The following is a 15,600-nucleotide window of genomic DNA, read 5'->3' on the forward strand; positions in this document are numbered from 1 at the left end:
ACCCGCGCCTGGGGGGCCCCGGGGGGGGGGGGTGGGGGGGGGGGGGGGGTTGCCCACCCCACTTTCCCATTTGTTGCTGGTGCCTATGGGGGACCCCCCAACGCCCTCCGCCGGTGAGGCTTGTCAGCACCGGCGAGGTCACGTGACTGGACGGACGACACGCGTGACTGGGCGGACGACACGCGTGACTGGATGGACGACACGACTGCGGCCGGGGATCCGCCACGCGTCGTCCGCCCAAGCACGTGTGTCGTCCATCCCGACACGGGTGTCGGCCATCCAGTCACGGGACGTGGTCAGCCGAGGGACCAAAGGCGCGCGTAGTGACCGTCCGCCGCGACCAGTTCGGCGTGCGTGCCCTGTTCGATGATCCGGCCGTGGTCCAGCACCACGATCCGGTCCGCCTTGGCGGCGGTGGCGAGGCGGTGCGCGACCACGAAGGTCGTGCGGCGGCGCGCGAGCTGTTCCGTCGCGCGCAGGACGGCGGCTTCGGTGGACGGGTCCAGTGCCGCGGTCGCCTCGTCGAGCAGGAGGACGTCCGGATCCACGAGCTCGGCGCGGGCGAGGGCGACGAGTTGCCGTTGCCCGGCCGAAAGGGACCGTCCTCGTTCACCGACGGGCTGGTGGAAACCGGCGGGGAGCGCGGCGACACCGTCGAGTGCGCCGACGGAGCGCACCGCTTCCTCGACCTCCGCGTCCGTCGCGGAAGGCCTGCCGTAGCGCACATTGTCCGCGACGGTCCCCGAGAACAGATGCGCTTCCTGCGGTACCACGCCCATTCGCGTGCGCAGGGCGGCCAGGTCGTACTCGCGGATGTCGGTGCCGTCGATCCGGACCACACCGGCTGTCGCGTCGTAGAAACGCGCGACGAGCTTCACCGCCGTCGACTTCCCGGCTCCAGTCGCACCGACCAGTGCGACTGTCTCCCCGGGCGCGACCTCCAGTGTCAGCTGCTTGAGCGCGGGGTCGTCCGTTGCGGTGTAAGCGAAATCGACGTCCTTGAAGGAGACCTCGCCACGCAGCCGCTCCGGCACCGGGACCGGTTTCCCCGCCGCCGGAACGGAAGTCGGCGTGCGCAGGAGATCGCCGATCCGCGTCAGGCCGACCCGCGCCTGCTGATAGCCGTCGAACACCGAGGACAGCTGCTGGATCGGCGAGAAGAACTGGCCGAGGTACAACAGGAACGCCACCAGTACACCGGCCGACAGTGTGCCCGCCGCGACCCGGTTCGCGCCGACGATCAGCACGACCACCTCGGCCAATCCGGAAAGCATTGCCGCGAAAGGAAAGTACGTCGCGACATAGCGTTGGGCACGCAGCCGCGAACGGCGGTACTCGTCGCTGCGGGAAGCGAACTTCTCCGCCGTCCGCTCCTCGCGCGTGTACGCCTGCGCGACCCGCAGCCCGTTGACGTTCTCCTGCATGTCCGCGTTGACGACGCTGACCCGCTCCCGGGCTTCGGTGTACGCCTTGGACGACGCCCGCCGGAAGATCACCGTCGCCACGACGAGGATCGGCAGCACCGCGAGCGCGTACGCGGCCAGCCCGATGTCGGTGATCATCAGCGCCGCCGCGATCCCGACCAGTGTCAGCGCGCTCACCACGGCCTGCGCGACACCGGTCTGCAGGAACGTCGAGAGCGCGTCGACGTCGGTCGTCATCCGGGTCATGATCTTCCCGGACAGTTCGCGTTCGTAGAAGTCGAGCCCGAGCCGTTGCAGATGGGCGTAACTGCGGACGCGCAGCGAATACAGCACCGTCTCGCCGACCCGCGCGGTCATCTTGGTCTGGAGGTAGACCACCAGCCAGTCCGTGAGGATCACCAGCGCGCCGATGCCGGCGGCCAGCCAGATCACCGCCTCCGCCCCGGCGCGCACCCCGCTGTCGATGCCGTACTGATAGAGCGCGGGCATCGCGATGGTGGCCAGCGCGTCCGCCGCGACCAGCCCGATCACCACGGCCAGCGGGCCGCGCACCGGCTTCAGCAGGCGGCCGAGGCGGAACTTCGGTTCGGGCGCGGTGACGTCGGTGCCCGGCAGGCGCGGGACGTCCGTGGCGGGCGGCAGTTTCCGGACGCCATCGATGAGCTCCTGGCTCGGCGGCAGGTCGACGTCCCATTCGCCGCCCGAACCCTTCCGCTCGCCCGCCAGCTCGTCGGCCTTGTCCTGCTCCGGCCACAGCGCCGGGGTGATTCCCGAGGGGCCGCAGTCCAGTCCCTCGCAACGATGTGGTTCCTCGACGTCGTCACCCGGACCGGCGACGAGTTCGCGGAACAGCGGACAGCGCGCGAGCAGCTCCTCCTCGGTGCCGACGTCGACGACGCGGCCCTTGTCGAGCACGGCGATCCGGTCGGCGAGGGCGAGGGTGGAGCGGCGGTGCGCGATCAGCAGCGTCGTCCGGCTCGCGGTGACCGAACGCAGCGTGTCGTGGATCGCCGCCTCGGTGACCGTGTCGATGGCGGACGTCGCGTCGTCGAGGACCAGTACCCGCGGATCGGTCATCAGCGCTCTGGCGAGGCCGAGCCGCTGCCGCTGGCCGCCCGACAGCGTGAGACCGCGCTCGCCGACGAGCGTGTCGTAGCCCTGGGGGAGGCGCTGGATGAACTCGTCCGCCTCCGCCGCCCGCGCGGCCGCGCGGATCTCCTCGTCGCTCGCGTCCGGCCTGCCGTAGGCGATGTTGTCGCGCACCGATGAGGAGAAGAGGAACGCCTCCTCGAAGACCACGCCGATCACGCTGCGCAGGTCGTGCTGCCGGACGTCGCGGACGTCGAGGTCGCCGACCTGGACCGAGCCGCTGTGCACGTCGTAGAACCGGGGGAGCAGCAAGGAGATCGTCGACTTGCCGGACCCGGCCGTGCCGACCAGCGCGAGCGTCTCGCCCGGCCGGGCCTCCAGCGTGAGACCGTCGAGCACGGGATCCGACCGTGTGTAGCCGAAGGAGACGTCTTCCAGCCGGACGCCGAGCGGGCCTTCGGGCAACGGACGCGCGTCCGGACTGTCGACGACGTCCGGCTGTGCGTCGATCAGCTCGTTGACCCGTTCCGCGCCCGCCCTGGTCAGCTGGGCCTGGACGACGAGGCTGGAGATCATCCTCGCCGGGCCGATGAGGATGGACAGATAGGTCGCGAACGCCAGGAAGGTGCCGAGGCTGACTTCGCCCTTCAGCGCGAGGATGCCGCCGACCGCCAGCACCGCGACCTGGCCCGCCGCGGGGAGCGCGGCCGTCGTGGCCGTCGGCAAAGACGAGAGCCGGGCCGCGCGCATGCGTTCTGCGAAGAGCTTCTTCGCCGTCTTCTCCAGCTTCGCGACTTCGCGCGCCTCCTGGCCGAAGCCCTTCACGACGCGTACGCCGGTGACGGTCTCCTCGACCTGCTGCGCGACGTCGGCCGCGCGCTGCTGGGCCGCCCACGTCGCCGGGAAGAGCCGTTTCCGGCTCACCGCCATGATGATCGCGATCGCCGGGGCGACCACCATCGCGATCAGCGTCAGCGTCGGCGACATCCACAGCATCGCGCCGAGCGACAACAGCGCGAAGATCACCGAACCCGCCGACAGCGGCACCTGCATCAGGACCGACGTGACCAGCTGCAGATCCGAGATCGCGCGGGAGGCGACCTGACCGGTGCGCAGCGCGTCCTGCTTGCCGCCGTCGAGCCGGGAGACCGCGTTGAACACCTGACGGCGCAGATCGTGCTGGACGTCGAGGGCCAGCCGCCCGCCGACGTACCGGCGGGCGAACGCGTTGCCGAAGGTCAGCACCTGCAGCACCGCCATCACCGTGGCGAGCAGGCCGAGCCGGGAGGTGTCGCCCGCGACGGCGTCGTCCAGCGCCTCGCGGATCAACAGCGGACCGGCGGCCTGGAGCCCGACGCCGATGATCGCCGCGCCCAGCGAAAGCACGACCAGCCAAGGATGTTTCCAGCACGAAGCGGCCAGGCGGCGGATCCAGCCTCCGGCGGGCGCGGGGGCGGTCTCACGAGCCGGACTGGCTTGACGCGGACGAGGTGGAGCAGTGGTCACCCCGTCAGCCTATGCGGCCCCACCGACAGGATCGGCGGGTTCGCGCAGGGCCGAATGCGATGAAAGGTCCCTTCATCGCCGATTTCGCGATGAAGGGACCTTTCAGGTCACGGGTGAGTGTGACTCAGGTGATGTCCTTCTTCTGGTTCACGGCCCAGCCGGCCAGGAAGAAGATCATCGTCCAGCCGAAGAAGATCAGCGCCGAGGCCCACCACGAGAACGCGCCGGGCGCACCGGCCGCGTACTGGAGCGCCCACGCCGTCTCGTCCTGCAGACCGGGCACCTTCACCCCGGCCGCGCCGAACGCCTCGGCGCCGATGGCGCCCACGATGCCGTTGACCGTGCCGTTCGGCAGGACGCCGCCCAGCCACGTGATGTCGGCGGCGCCGAACATGACGAACACCAGCACGTTCTCGACCACCAGCATCCAGATGGTCAGCGTGATGATGCTGCCGACCACGCTGCGCCAGACCGCGCCGACCCCGATACCGAACAGGGTCGCCAGGATCGTCGCGAGGACACCCGCGCCGAGCACGCCCAGCCACTGGCCCGCCGTCGGCAGGCGCTGGCTGTCGACCGTGATCACGGTGCCGAGGCTCGCCGCGCCCACGATGATCACGCCGTAGATCGCGCCCCACGCGATGTAGGTGATCATCTTCGCGCTCAACGCCGAAACCCGGTTCGGGGCGGTGAGGAACGTCGTGGTGATCGTCTTCTTCGTGTACTCGCCGGCGAGGGCGAAGACACCGAAGATGATCGGGATCATCGTGCCGATGTTGATGCCGTGCCCGAGCGCGAGCAGCCCGACGGGCAGTTCGCCGGTCGAGATGCCGAGCGCCTCGGTCAGCTCACGGGTGTCGGACCGGCCGAGGAAGTCGCTGAAGTCGTTGGTGACCATGCCCCAGAACAGGGCGAACGCGAAAGCGAAGACCACCGCGGGGATCATCAGCGCCCACCACGCCTTGAGCGTGAGCGTCTTGCGGAACTCCGCCTTGATCAGGTTGCCCATCAGCCCTGGCCTCCCCAGCCCTCGTTCTGGCCCTGCTGCGCCTGCTGCTGAGGCGGGGCCTGCTGATACTGCGGTTGCTGCTGCTGGAACTGCTGCTGCGGCGGCGCGAAACCGGGCGGCGGAGTGTTCTGCGGCGCGTAGCCGGGAGGCGGCCCCTGATAACCGGGCGGCGGGCCCTGGTAACCCGGAGGCGGACCCTGCTGGTAACCCGGCGGCGGGCCCTGCTGGAAACCGGGCGGCGGCGCGGCGTACTGGCCCTGCGTCAGCTGGAAGAACATCCGCTCCAGATCCGCGGTCTCCTCCTGCATGCCGTAGACCGCGATGCTCGCCTTGGCGGAGATGTCACCGATCTGCTGAACCGTCGCACCCGACACCGCGACACGGCCGTCCGGCATCGGCGAGACCTGCGTGATCCCCGCCTCCTGCAACGCGGAGACGAGGCCGTTCGCGTCGGCGGACTGCACCAGCACCCGGGACTGGTTGCTCTTGCGCAACTGGTCCAGCGAGCCGTTGTAGCGCGTCATGCCCTGGCTGATGATCACGACCTGGTCGATCGTCTGCTCCACCTCGTTCAGCAGGTGGCTCGAGACCAGCACCGTGCGCCCCTCACGCGCGTAGGCGCGCAGGAAATTCCGCAACCACAGGATGCCCTCGGGGTCGAGACCGTTCGTCGGCTCGTCCAGCACCAGCACCTGCGGGTTCCCCAGCAACGCCGTCGCCAGCGCCAGCCGCTGCCGCATACCGAGCGAGAACCCGCCCGCCTTGCGGTCCGCCGCCGACGAAAGGCCGACCAACCCCAGAACCTCGTCCACCCGCTGATCCGGCATCCCGATCGCCGCCGAGTACACGCGCAGGTGATTCCGCGCGGTCCGGCCGGGGTGGAAGCCCTCGTTCTCCAGCACCGAACCGACGACCCGCGCCGGATTCCCCAGCTGGTCGTGCGGGCGCCCGTTGATGGTCGCCGTGCCGTTCGTGGGCGTCACCAGCCCGAGCAGCATCCTCAGCGTCGTGGTCTTCCCGGCCCCGTTGGGCCCCAGGAAGCCGGTCACCGAACCGGGCTCCACCGTGAAGCTCAGATTCTGGACCGCGTTGACCGCACCGAACTGCTTGCTCAGATTCTGCACCGCGATGCGGCCACTGCCGTCGTGCATACCGTCCCCTTTTGTTGACGAAGGCCGATCACGCGACATCCTGCCTCACGGGGTGAGTCCGTACCCGAGGAAGGGGTCAATCCGCCGAAAGCGACCTTCGTCACGTTCGGACCGGGGACGACTCCGCCCGCCGGTGCACCCGCCACTGCGCCGAATGGCCGCTGACTACCGCATATGCGCCGTCGAGCATGGAAAATCACCGACCATCAAGGGTTCCGGTGAACAAATAATTCGGAAGACATGGCAACCCCATGCAGCGCGACGGCGACTTATTACCTACGATGGAGGAGGCGGCCCGCTCCCAGTGACCCCCAGGCTGGTTGAGCGGGCCGCCCTCAGCCCCTTTGCCCCACCTTGGTCGGTGCTTGCGCACCTTCCCCGAGGTGGGGCTTCGTCGTATCACCCGGGGGGCCGAGCCCCCCGGACCCCCGCGGTGCGGTCGCCGCCGGTTGGCGAGGTGGTCGGCCTACGGCGCGGGGCGCCGTGGCCTGGTGACCATCGGTACCAGAGTTGGTGATGCTGTCCATAAAAGGAGCGAGGGGACCTTTGCGCACTGGGTGGCAAAGGTCCCTCGCGTGGGAGTGTGGCGTGGGGGTCAGGCCAGGACGTCGGCCAGGTCGGTGGCCGGCAGGCCGTGCGCGGCGGCGACGGGGGCGTTGGTCAGGGCGCCCGCGTGCGTGTTGAGGCCCTTCGCCAGCGAAGCGTCGGCCTGCAGTGCCTTCAGCCAACCGTGTTCCGCCAGCTGGACGGCGTACGGCAGCGTCACGTTGGTCAGCCCATAGGTCGACGTCCGGGGCACCGCGCCCGGCATGTTCGCGACGCAGTAGAACACCGACTCGTGGACCTTGTAGGTCGGCTCGTCGTGCGTGGTCGGCCGCGAGTCGGCGAAGCAGCCGCCCTGGTCGATCGCGATGTCCACCAGCACACTGCCCGGGCGCATCCGCGAGACGAGCTCGTTCGAGACCAGCTTCGGCGCCTTCGCGCCGGGCACGAGCACCGCGCCGATGACCATGTCGGCCTCCAGCACGGACTGCTCCACCGACAGCGCGTTGGAGGTCACCGTGCGGATGCGGCCGCCGAAGTCGTTGTCGATCTGGCGGAGCCGGTCGACGTTCGTGTCGAGGATTTCGACGTCCGAGCCGAGGCCGAGCGCGACCCGCGCGGCGTTGAGGCCCGCGACACCGCCACCGATGACGACCACGCGCGCCGGGTGCACACCGGGGATGCCGCCGGGCAGCACACCGCGGCCACCGCTCGGCTTCATCAGCGAGAACGCGCCAACCTGCGGGGCCAGCCGTCCGGCGACCTCGGACATCGGCGCGAGCAGCGGCAGCGCGCGGTTCGGGGTCTGCACCGTCTCGTAGGCGATCGCGGTGGTGCCCGCGGCCAGCAGCGCGTCGGTCAGCGGCCGGTCCGCGGCGATGTGCAGGTAGGTGAACAGCACCTGGTCGGCGCGCAGCCGCGGGTACTCCTCGGCGATCGGCTCCTTGACCTTGAGCACGAGCTCGCCTTCGGCCCAGGTCTCTTCCGCGGTCGCGAGGATCTTCGCGCCCGCGGTGACGTACTCCTCGTCGGTGATGGACGAGCCGAGGCCGGCGCCGGTCTCGACGAAGACGTCGTGGCCGCGCCCGGTCAGTTCGTGCACGCCCGCCGGGGTGAGCGCCACCCGGTATTCGTGCTTCTTGATCTCACGGGGGACGGCGATACGCACGGAAGGCCTCCTGGCGGCGGGTCTGCGAACAAAGGTGCTGCCACTCACGGTGAGCCACCCGGACGGCGGTGTCATCGTTTGCGCGCGACAGTGTTGGGAACAGATCATGGTTTCGCGAGCACAATCGCTTGACCTCCAGTCAACTGGAGCTTGCACCTTGGGTCACATGAGAGCCGTGTGGTTGAAAGAGTTCGGCGGGCCCGAAGTGCTCGTCGCGGGTGACGCCCCGGATCCGGTGCCCGCAGCGGGCCAGGTCCTGGTCGAGGTGGCGTTCGCCAACATCACGTTCGTCGAGACACAGTTCCGCGCCGGCGGGGGCGGGCCGTTCCGCGCCGAGCTGCCGATGATCCCCGGCAACGGCGTCGGCGGCGTGATCAGCGCGGTCGGGGAGGGGGTCGACCCCGGCCTGGTCGGCAGCCGCGTCGTCACCTCGACGGGCGGTTCCGGCGGATACGCGGAGCGGGTCGCGGTCGCCGCCGACGGTGTCTTCGAGGTGCCGGACGGTCTGGCCCTCGACGCCGCGGTGGCGATCCTCGCCGACGGCCGCACGGCGACCGCGCTGGTGACCGCCGCGGGGATCCGTCCCGGCGAGCGCGTGCTGGTCGAGGCCGCGGCGGGCGGCGTCGGCGGGCTGGTCGTCCAGCTCGCCAAGGCCGCCGGTGCCGAGGTCGTCGGCGCGGCGGGTGGCGCGGCGAAGACGGAGCACGTCCGGGAGCACGGTGCGGATGTGGCGGTCGACTACCGCGAGCCGGGCTGGGCGGCGAAGGCGGGCGAGGTCGACGTCGTGTTCGACGGGGTCGGCGGCGAGATCGGGCGGACGTCGTTCGGATTGCTGAAGCCGGGCGGCCGGATGCTGATCTACGGGCTGTCGAGTGGTTCGTGGACGGAGGTGTCCGAAGAGGACGCCGCCGCGCGCGGGGTCACGGTGATCCGGGGCCTCGGTGGACCGGCCGAGATGCGGGCGTTCACCGGGTCGGCGCTCGCCGAAGCGGCCGCCGGACGGCTGGAACCCGTGATCGGTCAACGATTCCCGCTCGAACGGGCGGCCGACGCGCACGCGGTCATGCAGTCGCGTGGCGCGCTCGGCAAGACCTTGCTCGAGGTCTGATGTTCGACGTCGACGAATTCCTCGCCGGTCCGCTCACCGCCAGGGTCGCCGCGGCCGGGCCGACCGTGCGCCCGACCTGGTACCTCTGGGAGAAGCGGGCTTTTTGGATCCTGACCGGGCCGTGGGCGCGGCTGGCCGGTCTCGTCCGCGAATCGCCGTCGATCGCGGTGACCGTCGACGTGTGCGACGTCGGCACCGGCCTCGTGCGGCAAGTGCTCGCGCGCGGTGAAGCCGAGGTGCTGCCGTTCGATGTCCCCCGTGGACGGCGGCTGCTGAGCCGGTACCTCGGTCAGGACGAACGCGAATGGGATACGCGGTTTCGTTCTTACCTCCACGATGATCCGGAGGTGAAAGGGACCGTCTGGGTCCGGATGGTGCCGAAGAGATTCATCGCCGAAGACCTCGGGTATCGGGTATGGCGGGCGGCGGTGCAACCTGCGAAACGGTAAATGCAGCACGATCGAGTCAAGATGTTGATCTTACTGGCCGGTAAGCTGCCATTCTGTTCCGCATGACAAATCAGGACTGGCGGCGGGAGCGGCGTGTCCGCACCGTCGACACCGAAGGCAATCCGGCAGATGTCATCGTGGGCCTGGTCGAAACCCCGGGAAACGGCTACGAAGCCGCGCTGCGGGTCGACGGCGGCCCCGGTGTTCTTTTGCCGCTTTACCCCGGCGCCGATCTGCTCGCCGCGGTGCGGCAGACCATTGAGGACGGTTATCGCGCCAGCGCGCACTGAACCGTCGGAGGTCAGGAAAGGGTCTTTCAAGACGTTTCTCGTTCTGAAAGACCCTTTCCTGACGTCTGGGCACGATTTTGTCGAACTACAAAGTGTTCGATATCGAGCATTTTGTAGTTGACTCAGCTCCACCGCAGGGAAACGAGTTGCGTGATCAACGCCAGCCGGACATCGGGATCGTCGAGGTCCAGCGGGACGAGGTCGAGCAGCCGCCGCATCCGGTACCGCAGGGTGTTGGGATGGATCCGGAGTTCCTTCGCGGCCGCGCGCGGGTCTCCGGGATGCCGCAACCATTGATAGAGCGTGTCGACGTAGCCGCTCTCGTGGGCTTCGTCGTGCGCGCGCAGCAAGCCGAGCGGGCCGAGCTCGGCGACCTTCGAGGTACTCGCCGCCGTCGCGCCGCGGTGCAGCGAAAGGGCCGTCCACGCCTCGTCGAAGACCACGACGCGACCGGGCACCAGCTTCGCGCGAAGCAGCCCTAACGCCTCGTCGGCCTGAAGCCGCGACGTCGCGAGTTCGCCGATTTCGCAGGCCGATCCCGCGGCCGCCCGCGGTGTCCCGCCCTTCCTCGACGACGGCAGGGCTTCGAGTGCTGCCCGGAGCTCGTCCCAGCCGTCACCGTCCGGGACGACCGCGTAGAGCACGCCCCCGAGTTCGGTGGCCACCGGCCGCCTGCCGACACCCTGCGAGATCCGTTCGAGGAGGGCGAGCCGCAGGCCCTCGTCGTCGCGGCCGTCGCCGCCGGCGACTTCGATGACGACGACGCGGTGCGGCTCCTCGGAGAGGTCGAGTTCCGCGATCGCCTTGCGTGGGCTGGCCTTCCCTTCCAGCACGGCACGCAGGAGTTCGGCCGAGACCCGGCGTTGCGAATCGGTGTGCGCGCGGCGGCGCAGCAGGTGCAGCGCGACCACGGGCGCCGCGTCGGCGAACGCGGCCGCGCGTTCGTCGGAGACCGGGCCCGCGACCACCGCCCACATCGACCCCAGCAGTTCGCCGCCCATCCGGATCGGCACGATGAGCCGGGGCAGGGTGCCGTCGCGCTGTGCGGGTACGAAGATCGTCTGCCGCCCGCGGGAAAGCTCGCGGAACACCCCTCGCGAACGGAATCGCGCGAGCACGTCGTCGGGGATGCGGCGGCCCATGATCGTGGACACGCGCGCCGAGTCGGTCAGGTCCTGCCGGGCGGAGTAGGCGAGCACCCGCGAGTTGGTGTCCTCGATGGTCACGGGCGCGTCGACCACCGAAGCGACGGCGTCCGCGAGGCGGAACAGGTCACCGGAACCGGGGCCGCCGCCGTCCTCCAGCGCGTCCGACTCGTCGGCCAGCGCGTCGAGGACCGTCCTGAGCAGCCAGACGAGCTGGGCCCACGACGTCGCCGAGCGCACCTCGATCAACGCGATGTCCGCCGATTTCGCCGCTCGTTTCACCGAGGGTTTCGCCGCTAGCGGCGGTTTCAGCAGGACGGCGGCGGCGCCTTTGGCCGCGCTGAGCCGGACGAGTTCCGCCGCGTCCGGCGTTTCGGTGATCGCGACGCCGAGGACGAGGTCGCCCGCGGCGAGGGTGTTGCCGGGTTCGGCGATGACGACGTCGCCGACGGCCGGGGACTCTTCGGGGACCTGGAGGGCGTGCAGCAGCGTCGGCCCCACCCGGTCGACGACACTGCGCACGGAAACCATGGGGCGATTGTCCAGCAGGTGGGACCTCCGCACACGTCAGACCTCGCGTGGCGTCCGCGCGTCGATGTCCTCCGGCGTGAACCGCTCCCGTTTGGTCGTCAGCGCCCACCGGTGACCGTCGGGATCGACGATCCGGCCGTAGCGCTCGCCGAAGAACATCTCCTCGACCGGCGCCTCCACCCTGGCGCCCGCGAACACCGCGCGCCGCACGAGGTCGTCGGGGTCCTCGGTCTCCAGTACCAGCAGCATCGGCGTGCCGCCGAGGGTCGACGGCGCGAGCGCGTCCAGCTGCGGGATCTCCTGGCTCACCAGCAGCCGCGCGTCGCCGACCGCGACTTCCACGAACAGCACGACTCCGTTCGGCAGCACGTTGCGGAACAGCTCCACGGCCCCGAACGCCTTGGCGTAGAAGGAAAGCGACGCGTCGACGTCCTTGACGAACAGATGCGGCACCAGGCCGAGCGCCCGGCTCATGCCGATTCCGCCCGCTTCAGCAGCCCGGCCTGCCCGGCCACCGCGACGAGCCTGCTCAGGAACTCCGCCTCGCGGGCGGCGACGTCCCGGCCGGCGCGGGTCAGCCGGTAGTAGCGGCGGCGCGAGTCGTGCGGCTGGTCCTCGCTCGCGTCCGGGGCCTCTTCGACCAGGCCGTCGGCGGCGAGCCTGGCCAGCGTCCGGTACAGCGTGCCCGGGCCGAGCTGGGCGGTGCCGCCGCTCACCTCGTCGACGAAACCCATGATCGCGTAGCCGTGCGCGCGACCCTTCGCGAGCGCCAGCAGGGTCTGGAACGCCGCGGGGGTGAGCTGCGGGTTGCCGTCGGCCATCCGGGAAGCATACACTCCGATATCGTTATATCCATGATGGATACAAAGGAGCCTGCCGTGGCGATACGGGGCGTGCACAAGATCGTCGTCGGGGTGTCCGACCAGGACCGGGCGAAGCGGTTCTGGTCCGAAGTCGTCGGATTCGAGATCACCACCGACGTGCCGTACGACGACAAAGGGAATCGATGGGTCGAGGTCACGTCCGCCGATGGTGCGACGGCGCTCGTCCTGAGTACCGCGCCGGAGGACCGTAAACGGTTCGAAGTGCGTGACGAACTCCCGACGGGCAATTTCTTCTTCTACGCCGACGACATCGAAAAGACGTACGAGGAGCTTTCGGCGAAGGGAGTCGAGTTCCCCGCCCGGCCGGAGAAACAGCCGTGGGGCTGGTGGGCGATGTTCACCGACTCGGAGGGCAACAGATTCGCCCTTCAGGAAAGGGATCCCACCTCCTGAGAGCGGTTGGGGGCTCCGCCCGGCGGAGCTAGCTTCGGTGCCATCAGCCGAAACCCCTTGAGCCGCTAGGAGAATCGCGATGAGCGCGGACGGATGGTCGTTCGAGACCAAGCAGATCCACGCGGGTGCGGCGCCGGACACCGCCACCGGCGCGCGGGCGACCCCGATCTACCAGACCACCTCGTACGTGTTCCGCGACAGCCGGCACGGCGCCGACCTCTTCAGCCTCGCCGAGCCCGGCAACATCTACACGCGGATCAACAATCCCACGCAGGACGTGCTGGAGCAGCGGCTCGCCGCGCTCGAAGGCGGCGTCGCGGCGCTGGCCTTCGCCTCCGGGAGCGCGGCGACGACGGCGGCCATCCTCAACCTCGCGAACGCGGGCGACCATTTCGTCTCCAGCCCGTCGCTGTACGGCGGCACCTACAATCTTTTCCATTACACGCTGCCGAAACTCGGTATCGAGGTCTCGTTCGTCGAGGACCAGGACGACATCGAGCAGTGGAAGGCGGCCGTCCGGCCCGGCACCAAGCTGTTCTTCGCCGAGACGCTGGCCAACCCGGGCAGCAACGTGCTCGACATCCGCGCGGTCGCCGACGCCGCGCACGAGTCCGGGGTCCCGCTGGTCGTGGACAACACGGTGCCGACGCCGTACCTCGTGCGCCCGATCGAGCACGGCGCCGACATCGTGGTCCATTCGGCGACCAAGTACCTCGGCGGGCACGGCACCACGGTCGCCGGGGTGCTGGTCGACGGCGGCACGTTCGACTTCGGCAAGGACCCGGCGCGGTTCCCCGGGTTCAACGAGGCCGACCCGAGCTATCACGGCCTGAAGTACTGGGAGGCCCTCGGCCCGGGCGCGTTCGCCGCCAAGGCCCGGGTCCAGATTCTGCGGGACACCGGCGCCGCGATCGCACCATTGAACAGCTTCCTGATCCTTCAAGGGATCGAGACGCTTTCGCTGCGGCTGGAGCGGCACGTGTCCAACGCGCAGGCGCTGGCCGAATGGCTGGAGCAGCGCGACGAGGTCGAGAAGGTGTACTACGCCGGGCTGCCGTCGAGCCCGTATCACGAGGCCGCGAAGAAGTATCTGCCGAAGGGCGCCGGCGCGGTGCTGTCGTTCGACCTGCGTGGCGGCGCCGAAGCCGGACGGGCCTTTGTGGACGGTACGGAACTGCACAGCCAGCTGGTCAACATCGGTGACGTGCGCAGCCTGATCGTGCACCCGGCCTCGACGACGCACAGCCAGCTCACGCCGGAGGAGCAGCTGTCGAGCGGTGTCACGCCGGGCCTCGTGCGGCTCGCCGTCGGGCTGGAAGGGATCGAGGACCTCAAGGCCGATCTCGAGGCCGGATTCCGGGCGGCCAAGGCCGCTCTGTGACCGGTGCGTGGCGAGAGGGAGAGCCGCCTGGACGCCGCCGCTTCGTCACCGGCGTCCAGGCGCTCGAAACCGGCGGGACGCTGCCCTTCACGCTCGCCTACGAGACCTGGGGGACGCTGGATCCCAGTGCCTCCAACGCGATCCTCGTCGAGCACGCGCTGACCGGGGACAGTCACGCCGCCGGTCCCGCGGAGGAAGGTCACGTCAGCCCCGGCTGGTGGGACGGCCTGATCGGGCCGGGCAAGGCGATCGACACCGGCACGTTCTTCGTCGTGGTCCCGAACGTGCTCGGCGGCTGCCAGGGCTCGACCGGTCCGTCTTCGCGGCATCCGGACGGAAAGCCTTGGGGCAGCAGGTTTCCCGCCGTGACGGTCCGGGACCAGGTGGCCGCCGAGGTTGTTCTCGCCGACGTCCTCGGCATCGGCCGGTGGGCCGCGGTGATCGGCGGTTCCCTTGGCGGGATGCGTGCACTGGAATGGGCGGTGAGCGAACCGGACCGGGTCTCGGCACTGCTCGTGCTCGCGTCGACGGCGCGGGCGTCGGCCGACCAGATCGCCTGGGCCGCGCCGCAACTGCACGCCATCCGCGCCGATCCGGCCTGGCGCGGCGGCGACTACCATGACGTCCCCGGCGGCGGCCCGGACGCCGGCCTCGGCATCGCGCGCCGGATCGCGCACGCGACCTACCGCAGCGAAGCCGAACTGGCGCAACGCTTCGGGCGTCTTTACCAAGACGGTGAAGACCCCCTGCGCGGCGGGCGGTTCGCCGTCGAGTCCTATTTGGACCATCACGCCGGGAAGCTGTCGCACCGGTTCGACGCCGGGAGCTACGTGGTGCTCACCGAATCGATGAACACGCACGACGTCGGACGTGGGCGGGGCGGTGTCGCGAACGCGCTCGGCCGGGTCACCGCGCGCACCGTCGCGGCCGGGGTGGACAGCGACCGGCTCTACCCGCTGTACCAGTCGCAGGCCATCGCGGACGGGATCGACGGGGCGGAGTTCGCCGTCATCGCGTCGCCGTACGGGCACGACTCGTTCCTGATCGAGACCGAGCAGATCGGGCGGCTGGTGAAGGTGCTGCTCGGGTAGGCCGGTTGTCTGCGGGCGGTGCGCAGATGACGTTGCGAAAGCCACTTTCGCAACGTTGAGTGTTGCGAAAGTGGCTTTCGCAACGTGTTCCCGCCGGATCGCTTGCCCTGGCGCCGGTGCTCGGTGTCCCGATGTCGCATTCGAGACACTGAGCGTCTCAAAGGCGACATTGGGAACCCCGCCGGTTCCCGAATCGCCACTCATCGAAGGGTAAGGGGCTCTTCGCTGCGAGCCCTGCCGCGCTTGAGCCGATCATGACGCCGATCGTCCATAAAGGACGCCACGATCCGTCTTAGTGTCCGATTCGGGTGCTTTGCGCGGGGGGGGGGGGGGGGGGGGGGGGGGGGGGGTAGGGGCTGGGGGTGGGGGACGCCCACCCCACCCCACCGCCCCCCCACAACACCCACCCCCACCCCCCCCCCCGCCGCCCGGAGGGGC

The 15,600-nt window shown here is 69.8% G+C and carries 13 protein-coding genes; 6 read left to right on the forward strand and 7 right to left on the reverse strand.

Going from position 1 to position 15,600, the window contains the following annotated elements:
- Window positions 1-296 precede the first annotated feature (296 nt).
- The 4 genes from ACZ3HL_RS42990 to ald form a co-directional block, all read right to left on the reverse strand.
- On the reverse strand, window positions 297-4,019 hold the full coding sequence (locus ACZ3HL_RS42990) for an ABC transporter ATP-binding protein (RefSeq protein WP_465537622.1): 3,723 nt from the start codon (window positions 4,017-4,019) through the stop codon (window positions 297-299).
- A 124-nt stretch (window positions 4,020-4,143) separates the two neighbouring features.
- Window positions 4,144-5,028 carry an ABC-2 transporter permease gene (locus tag ACZ3HL_RS42995; RefSeq protein ID WP_005150670.1) on the reverse strand — a complete coding sequence of 295 codons (885 nt, stop codon included), beginning with the start codon at window positions 5,026-5,028 and terminating at the stop codon, window positions 4,144-4,146.
- Window positions 5,028-6,179 carry an ABC transporter ATP-binding protein gene (locus ACZ3HL_RS43000; protein ID WP_465537624.1) on the reverse strand — a complete coding sequence of 384 codons (1,152 nt, stop codon included), beginning with the start codon at window positions 6,177-6,179 and terminating at the stop codon, window positions 5,028-5,030. The genes ACZ3HL_RS42995 and ACZ3HL_RS43000 overlap by 1 nt, the downstream gene beginning before the upstream one ends.
- Before the next feature lie 595 nt (window positions 6,180-6,774).
- Window positions 6,775-7,890 (reverse strand): alanine dehydrogenase, encoded by a 1,116-nt coding sequence (ald, locus tag ACZ3HL_RS43005; protein ID WP_257484472.1) that lies wholly within the window; start codon window positions 7,888-7,890, stop codon window positions 6,775-6,777.
- Window positions 7,891-8,056: 166 nt separating this feature from the next.
- On the opposite strand from ald, the gene ACZ3HL_RS43010 reads away from it, so the two are divergent.
- The 3 genes from ACZ3HL_RS43010 (at window position 8,057) to ACZ3HL_RS43020 (ending at window position 9,737) form a co-directional block, all read left to right on the forward strand.
- A complete protein-coding gene (locus ACZ3HL_RS43010) occupies window positions 8,057-8,998 on the forward strand; it encodes a zinc-binding dehydrogenase (protein ID WP_465537625.1) in 942 nt (313 codons plus the stop codon).
- Window positions 8,998-9,447 (forward strand): pyridoxamine 5'-phosphate oxidase family protein, encoded by a 450-nt coding sequence (locus ACZ3HL_RS43015; RefSeq protein WP_465537627.1) that lies wholly within the window; start codon window positions 8,998-9,000, stop codon window positions 9,445-9,447. The genes ACZ3HL_RS43010 and ACZ3HL_RS43015 overlap by 1 nt, the downstream gene beginning before the upstream one ends.
- Before the next feature lie 62 nt (window positions 9,448-9,509).
- Window positions 9,510-9,737 (forward strand): hypothetical protein, encoded by a 228-nt coding sequence (locus ACZ3HL_RS43020; protein ID WP_034309241.1) that lies wholly within the window; start codon window positions 9,510-9,512, stop codon window positions 9,735-9,737.
- A gap of 122 nt (window positions 9,738-9,859) precedes the next feature.
- Here the strand turns inward: ACZ3HL_RS43020 and ACZ3HL_RS43025 are convergent, their stop codons facing one another.
- The 3 genes from ACZ3HL_RS43025 to ACZ3HL_RS43035 are packed head-to-tail and all read right to left on the reverse strand — an operon-like array spanning window position 9,860 to window position 12,234.
- A complete protein-coding gene (locus ACZ3HL_RS43025) occupies window positions 9,860-11,413 on the reverse strand; it encodes a helix-turn-helix domain-containing protein (protein ID WP_465420425.1) in 1,554 nt (517 codons plus the stop codon).
- Window positions 11,414-11,449: 36 nt separating this feature from the next.
- A complete protein-coding gene (locus tag ACZ3HL_RS43030) occupies window positions 11,450-11,887 on the reverse strand; it encodes a VOC family protein (RefSeq protein WP_465420423.1) in 438 nt (145 codons plus the stop codon).
- Complete coding sequence (locus ACZ3HL_RS43035) at window positions 11,884-12,234, reverse strand: PadR family transcriptional regulator (protein WP_465537629.1); 351 nt, start codon at window positions 12,232-12,234, stop codon at window positions 11,884-11,886. Before ACZ3HL_RS43035 ends, ACZ3HL_RS43030 begins: the two co-directional genes overlap by 4 nt.
- A 57-nt stretch (window positions 12,235-12,291) precedes the next feature.
- Between ACZ3HL_RS43035 and ACZ3HL_RS43040 the strand changes: the two genes are divergently transcribed.
- The 3 genes from ACZ3HL_RS43040 (at window position 12,292) to metX (ending at window position 15,162) form a co-directional block, all read left to right on the forward strand.
- The gene (locus tag ACZ3HL_RS43040; protein WP_465420419.1) at window positions 12,292-12,690 is read left to right on the forward strand and encodes a VOC family protein; all 399 of its coding nucleotides are present in this window, start codon (window positions 12,292-12,294) and stop codon (window positions 12,688-12,690) included.
- A 79-nt stretch (window positions 12,691-12,769) separates the two neighbouring features.
- On the forward strand, window positions 12,770-14,071 hold the full coding sequence (locus ACZ3HL_RS43045; RefSeq protein ID WP_465420417.1) for a bifunctional o-acetylhomoserine/o-acetylserine sulfhydrylase: 1,302 nt from the start codon (window positions 12,770-12,772) through the stop codon (window positions 14,069-14,071).
- A complete protein-coding gene (metX, locus tag ACZ3HL_RS43050) occupies window positions 14,068-15,162 on the forward strand; it encodes a homoserine O-acetyltransferase MetX (RefSeq protein WP_465537631.1) in 1,095 nt (364 codons plus the stop codon). The genes ACZ3HL_RS43045 and metX overlap by 4 nt, the downstream gene beginning before the upstream one ends.
- Window positions 15,163-15,600: the final 438 nt, after the last annotated feature.

This window comes from Amycolatopsis sp. NPDC000009 (genome assembly GCF_055563465.1).

Coding starts and splice junctions, on each gene's coding strand:
- ACZ3HL_RS43045 (WP_465420417.1), top strand. CDS start 12,770: ATGAGCGCGGACGGATGGTCGTTCGAGACCAAGCAGATCCACGCGGGT.
- ACZ3HL_RS43000 (WP_465537624.1), bottom strand. CDS start 6,179: ATGCACGACGGCAGTGGCCGCATCGCGGTGCAGAATCTGAGCAAGCAG.
- ACZ3HL_RS43035 (WP_465537629.1), bottom strand. CDS start 12,234: ATGGCCGACGGCAACCCGCAGCTCACCCCCGCGGCGTTCCAGACCCTG.
- ACZ3HL_RS42995 (WP_005150670.1), bottom strand. CDS start 5,028: ATGGGCAACCTGATCAAGGCGGAGTTCCGCAAGACGCTCACGCTCAAG.
- ACZ3HL_RS43030 (WP_465420423.1), bottom strand. CDS start 11,887: ATGAGCCGGGCGCTCGGCCTGGTGCCGCATCTGTTCGTCAAGGACGTC.
- ACZ3HL_RS43025 (WP_465420425.1), bottom strand. CDS start 11,413: ATGGTTTCCGTGCGCAGTGTCGTCGACCGGGTGGGGCCGACGCTGCTG.
- ACZ3HL_RS43020 (WP_034309241.1), top strand. CDS start 9,510: ATGACAAATCAGGACTGGCGGCGGGAGCGGCGTGTCCGCACCGTCGAC.
- ACZ3HL_RS43015 (WP_465537627.1), top strand. CDS start 8,998: ATGTTCGACGTCGACGAATTCCTCGCCGGTCCGCTCACCGCCAGGGTC.
- ACZ3HL_RS43010 (WP_465537625.1), top strand. CDS start 8,057: ATGAGAGCCGTGTGGTTGAAAGAGTTCGGCGGGCCCGAAGTGCTCGTC.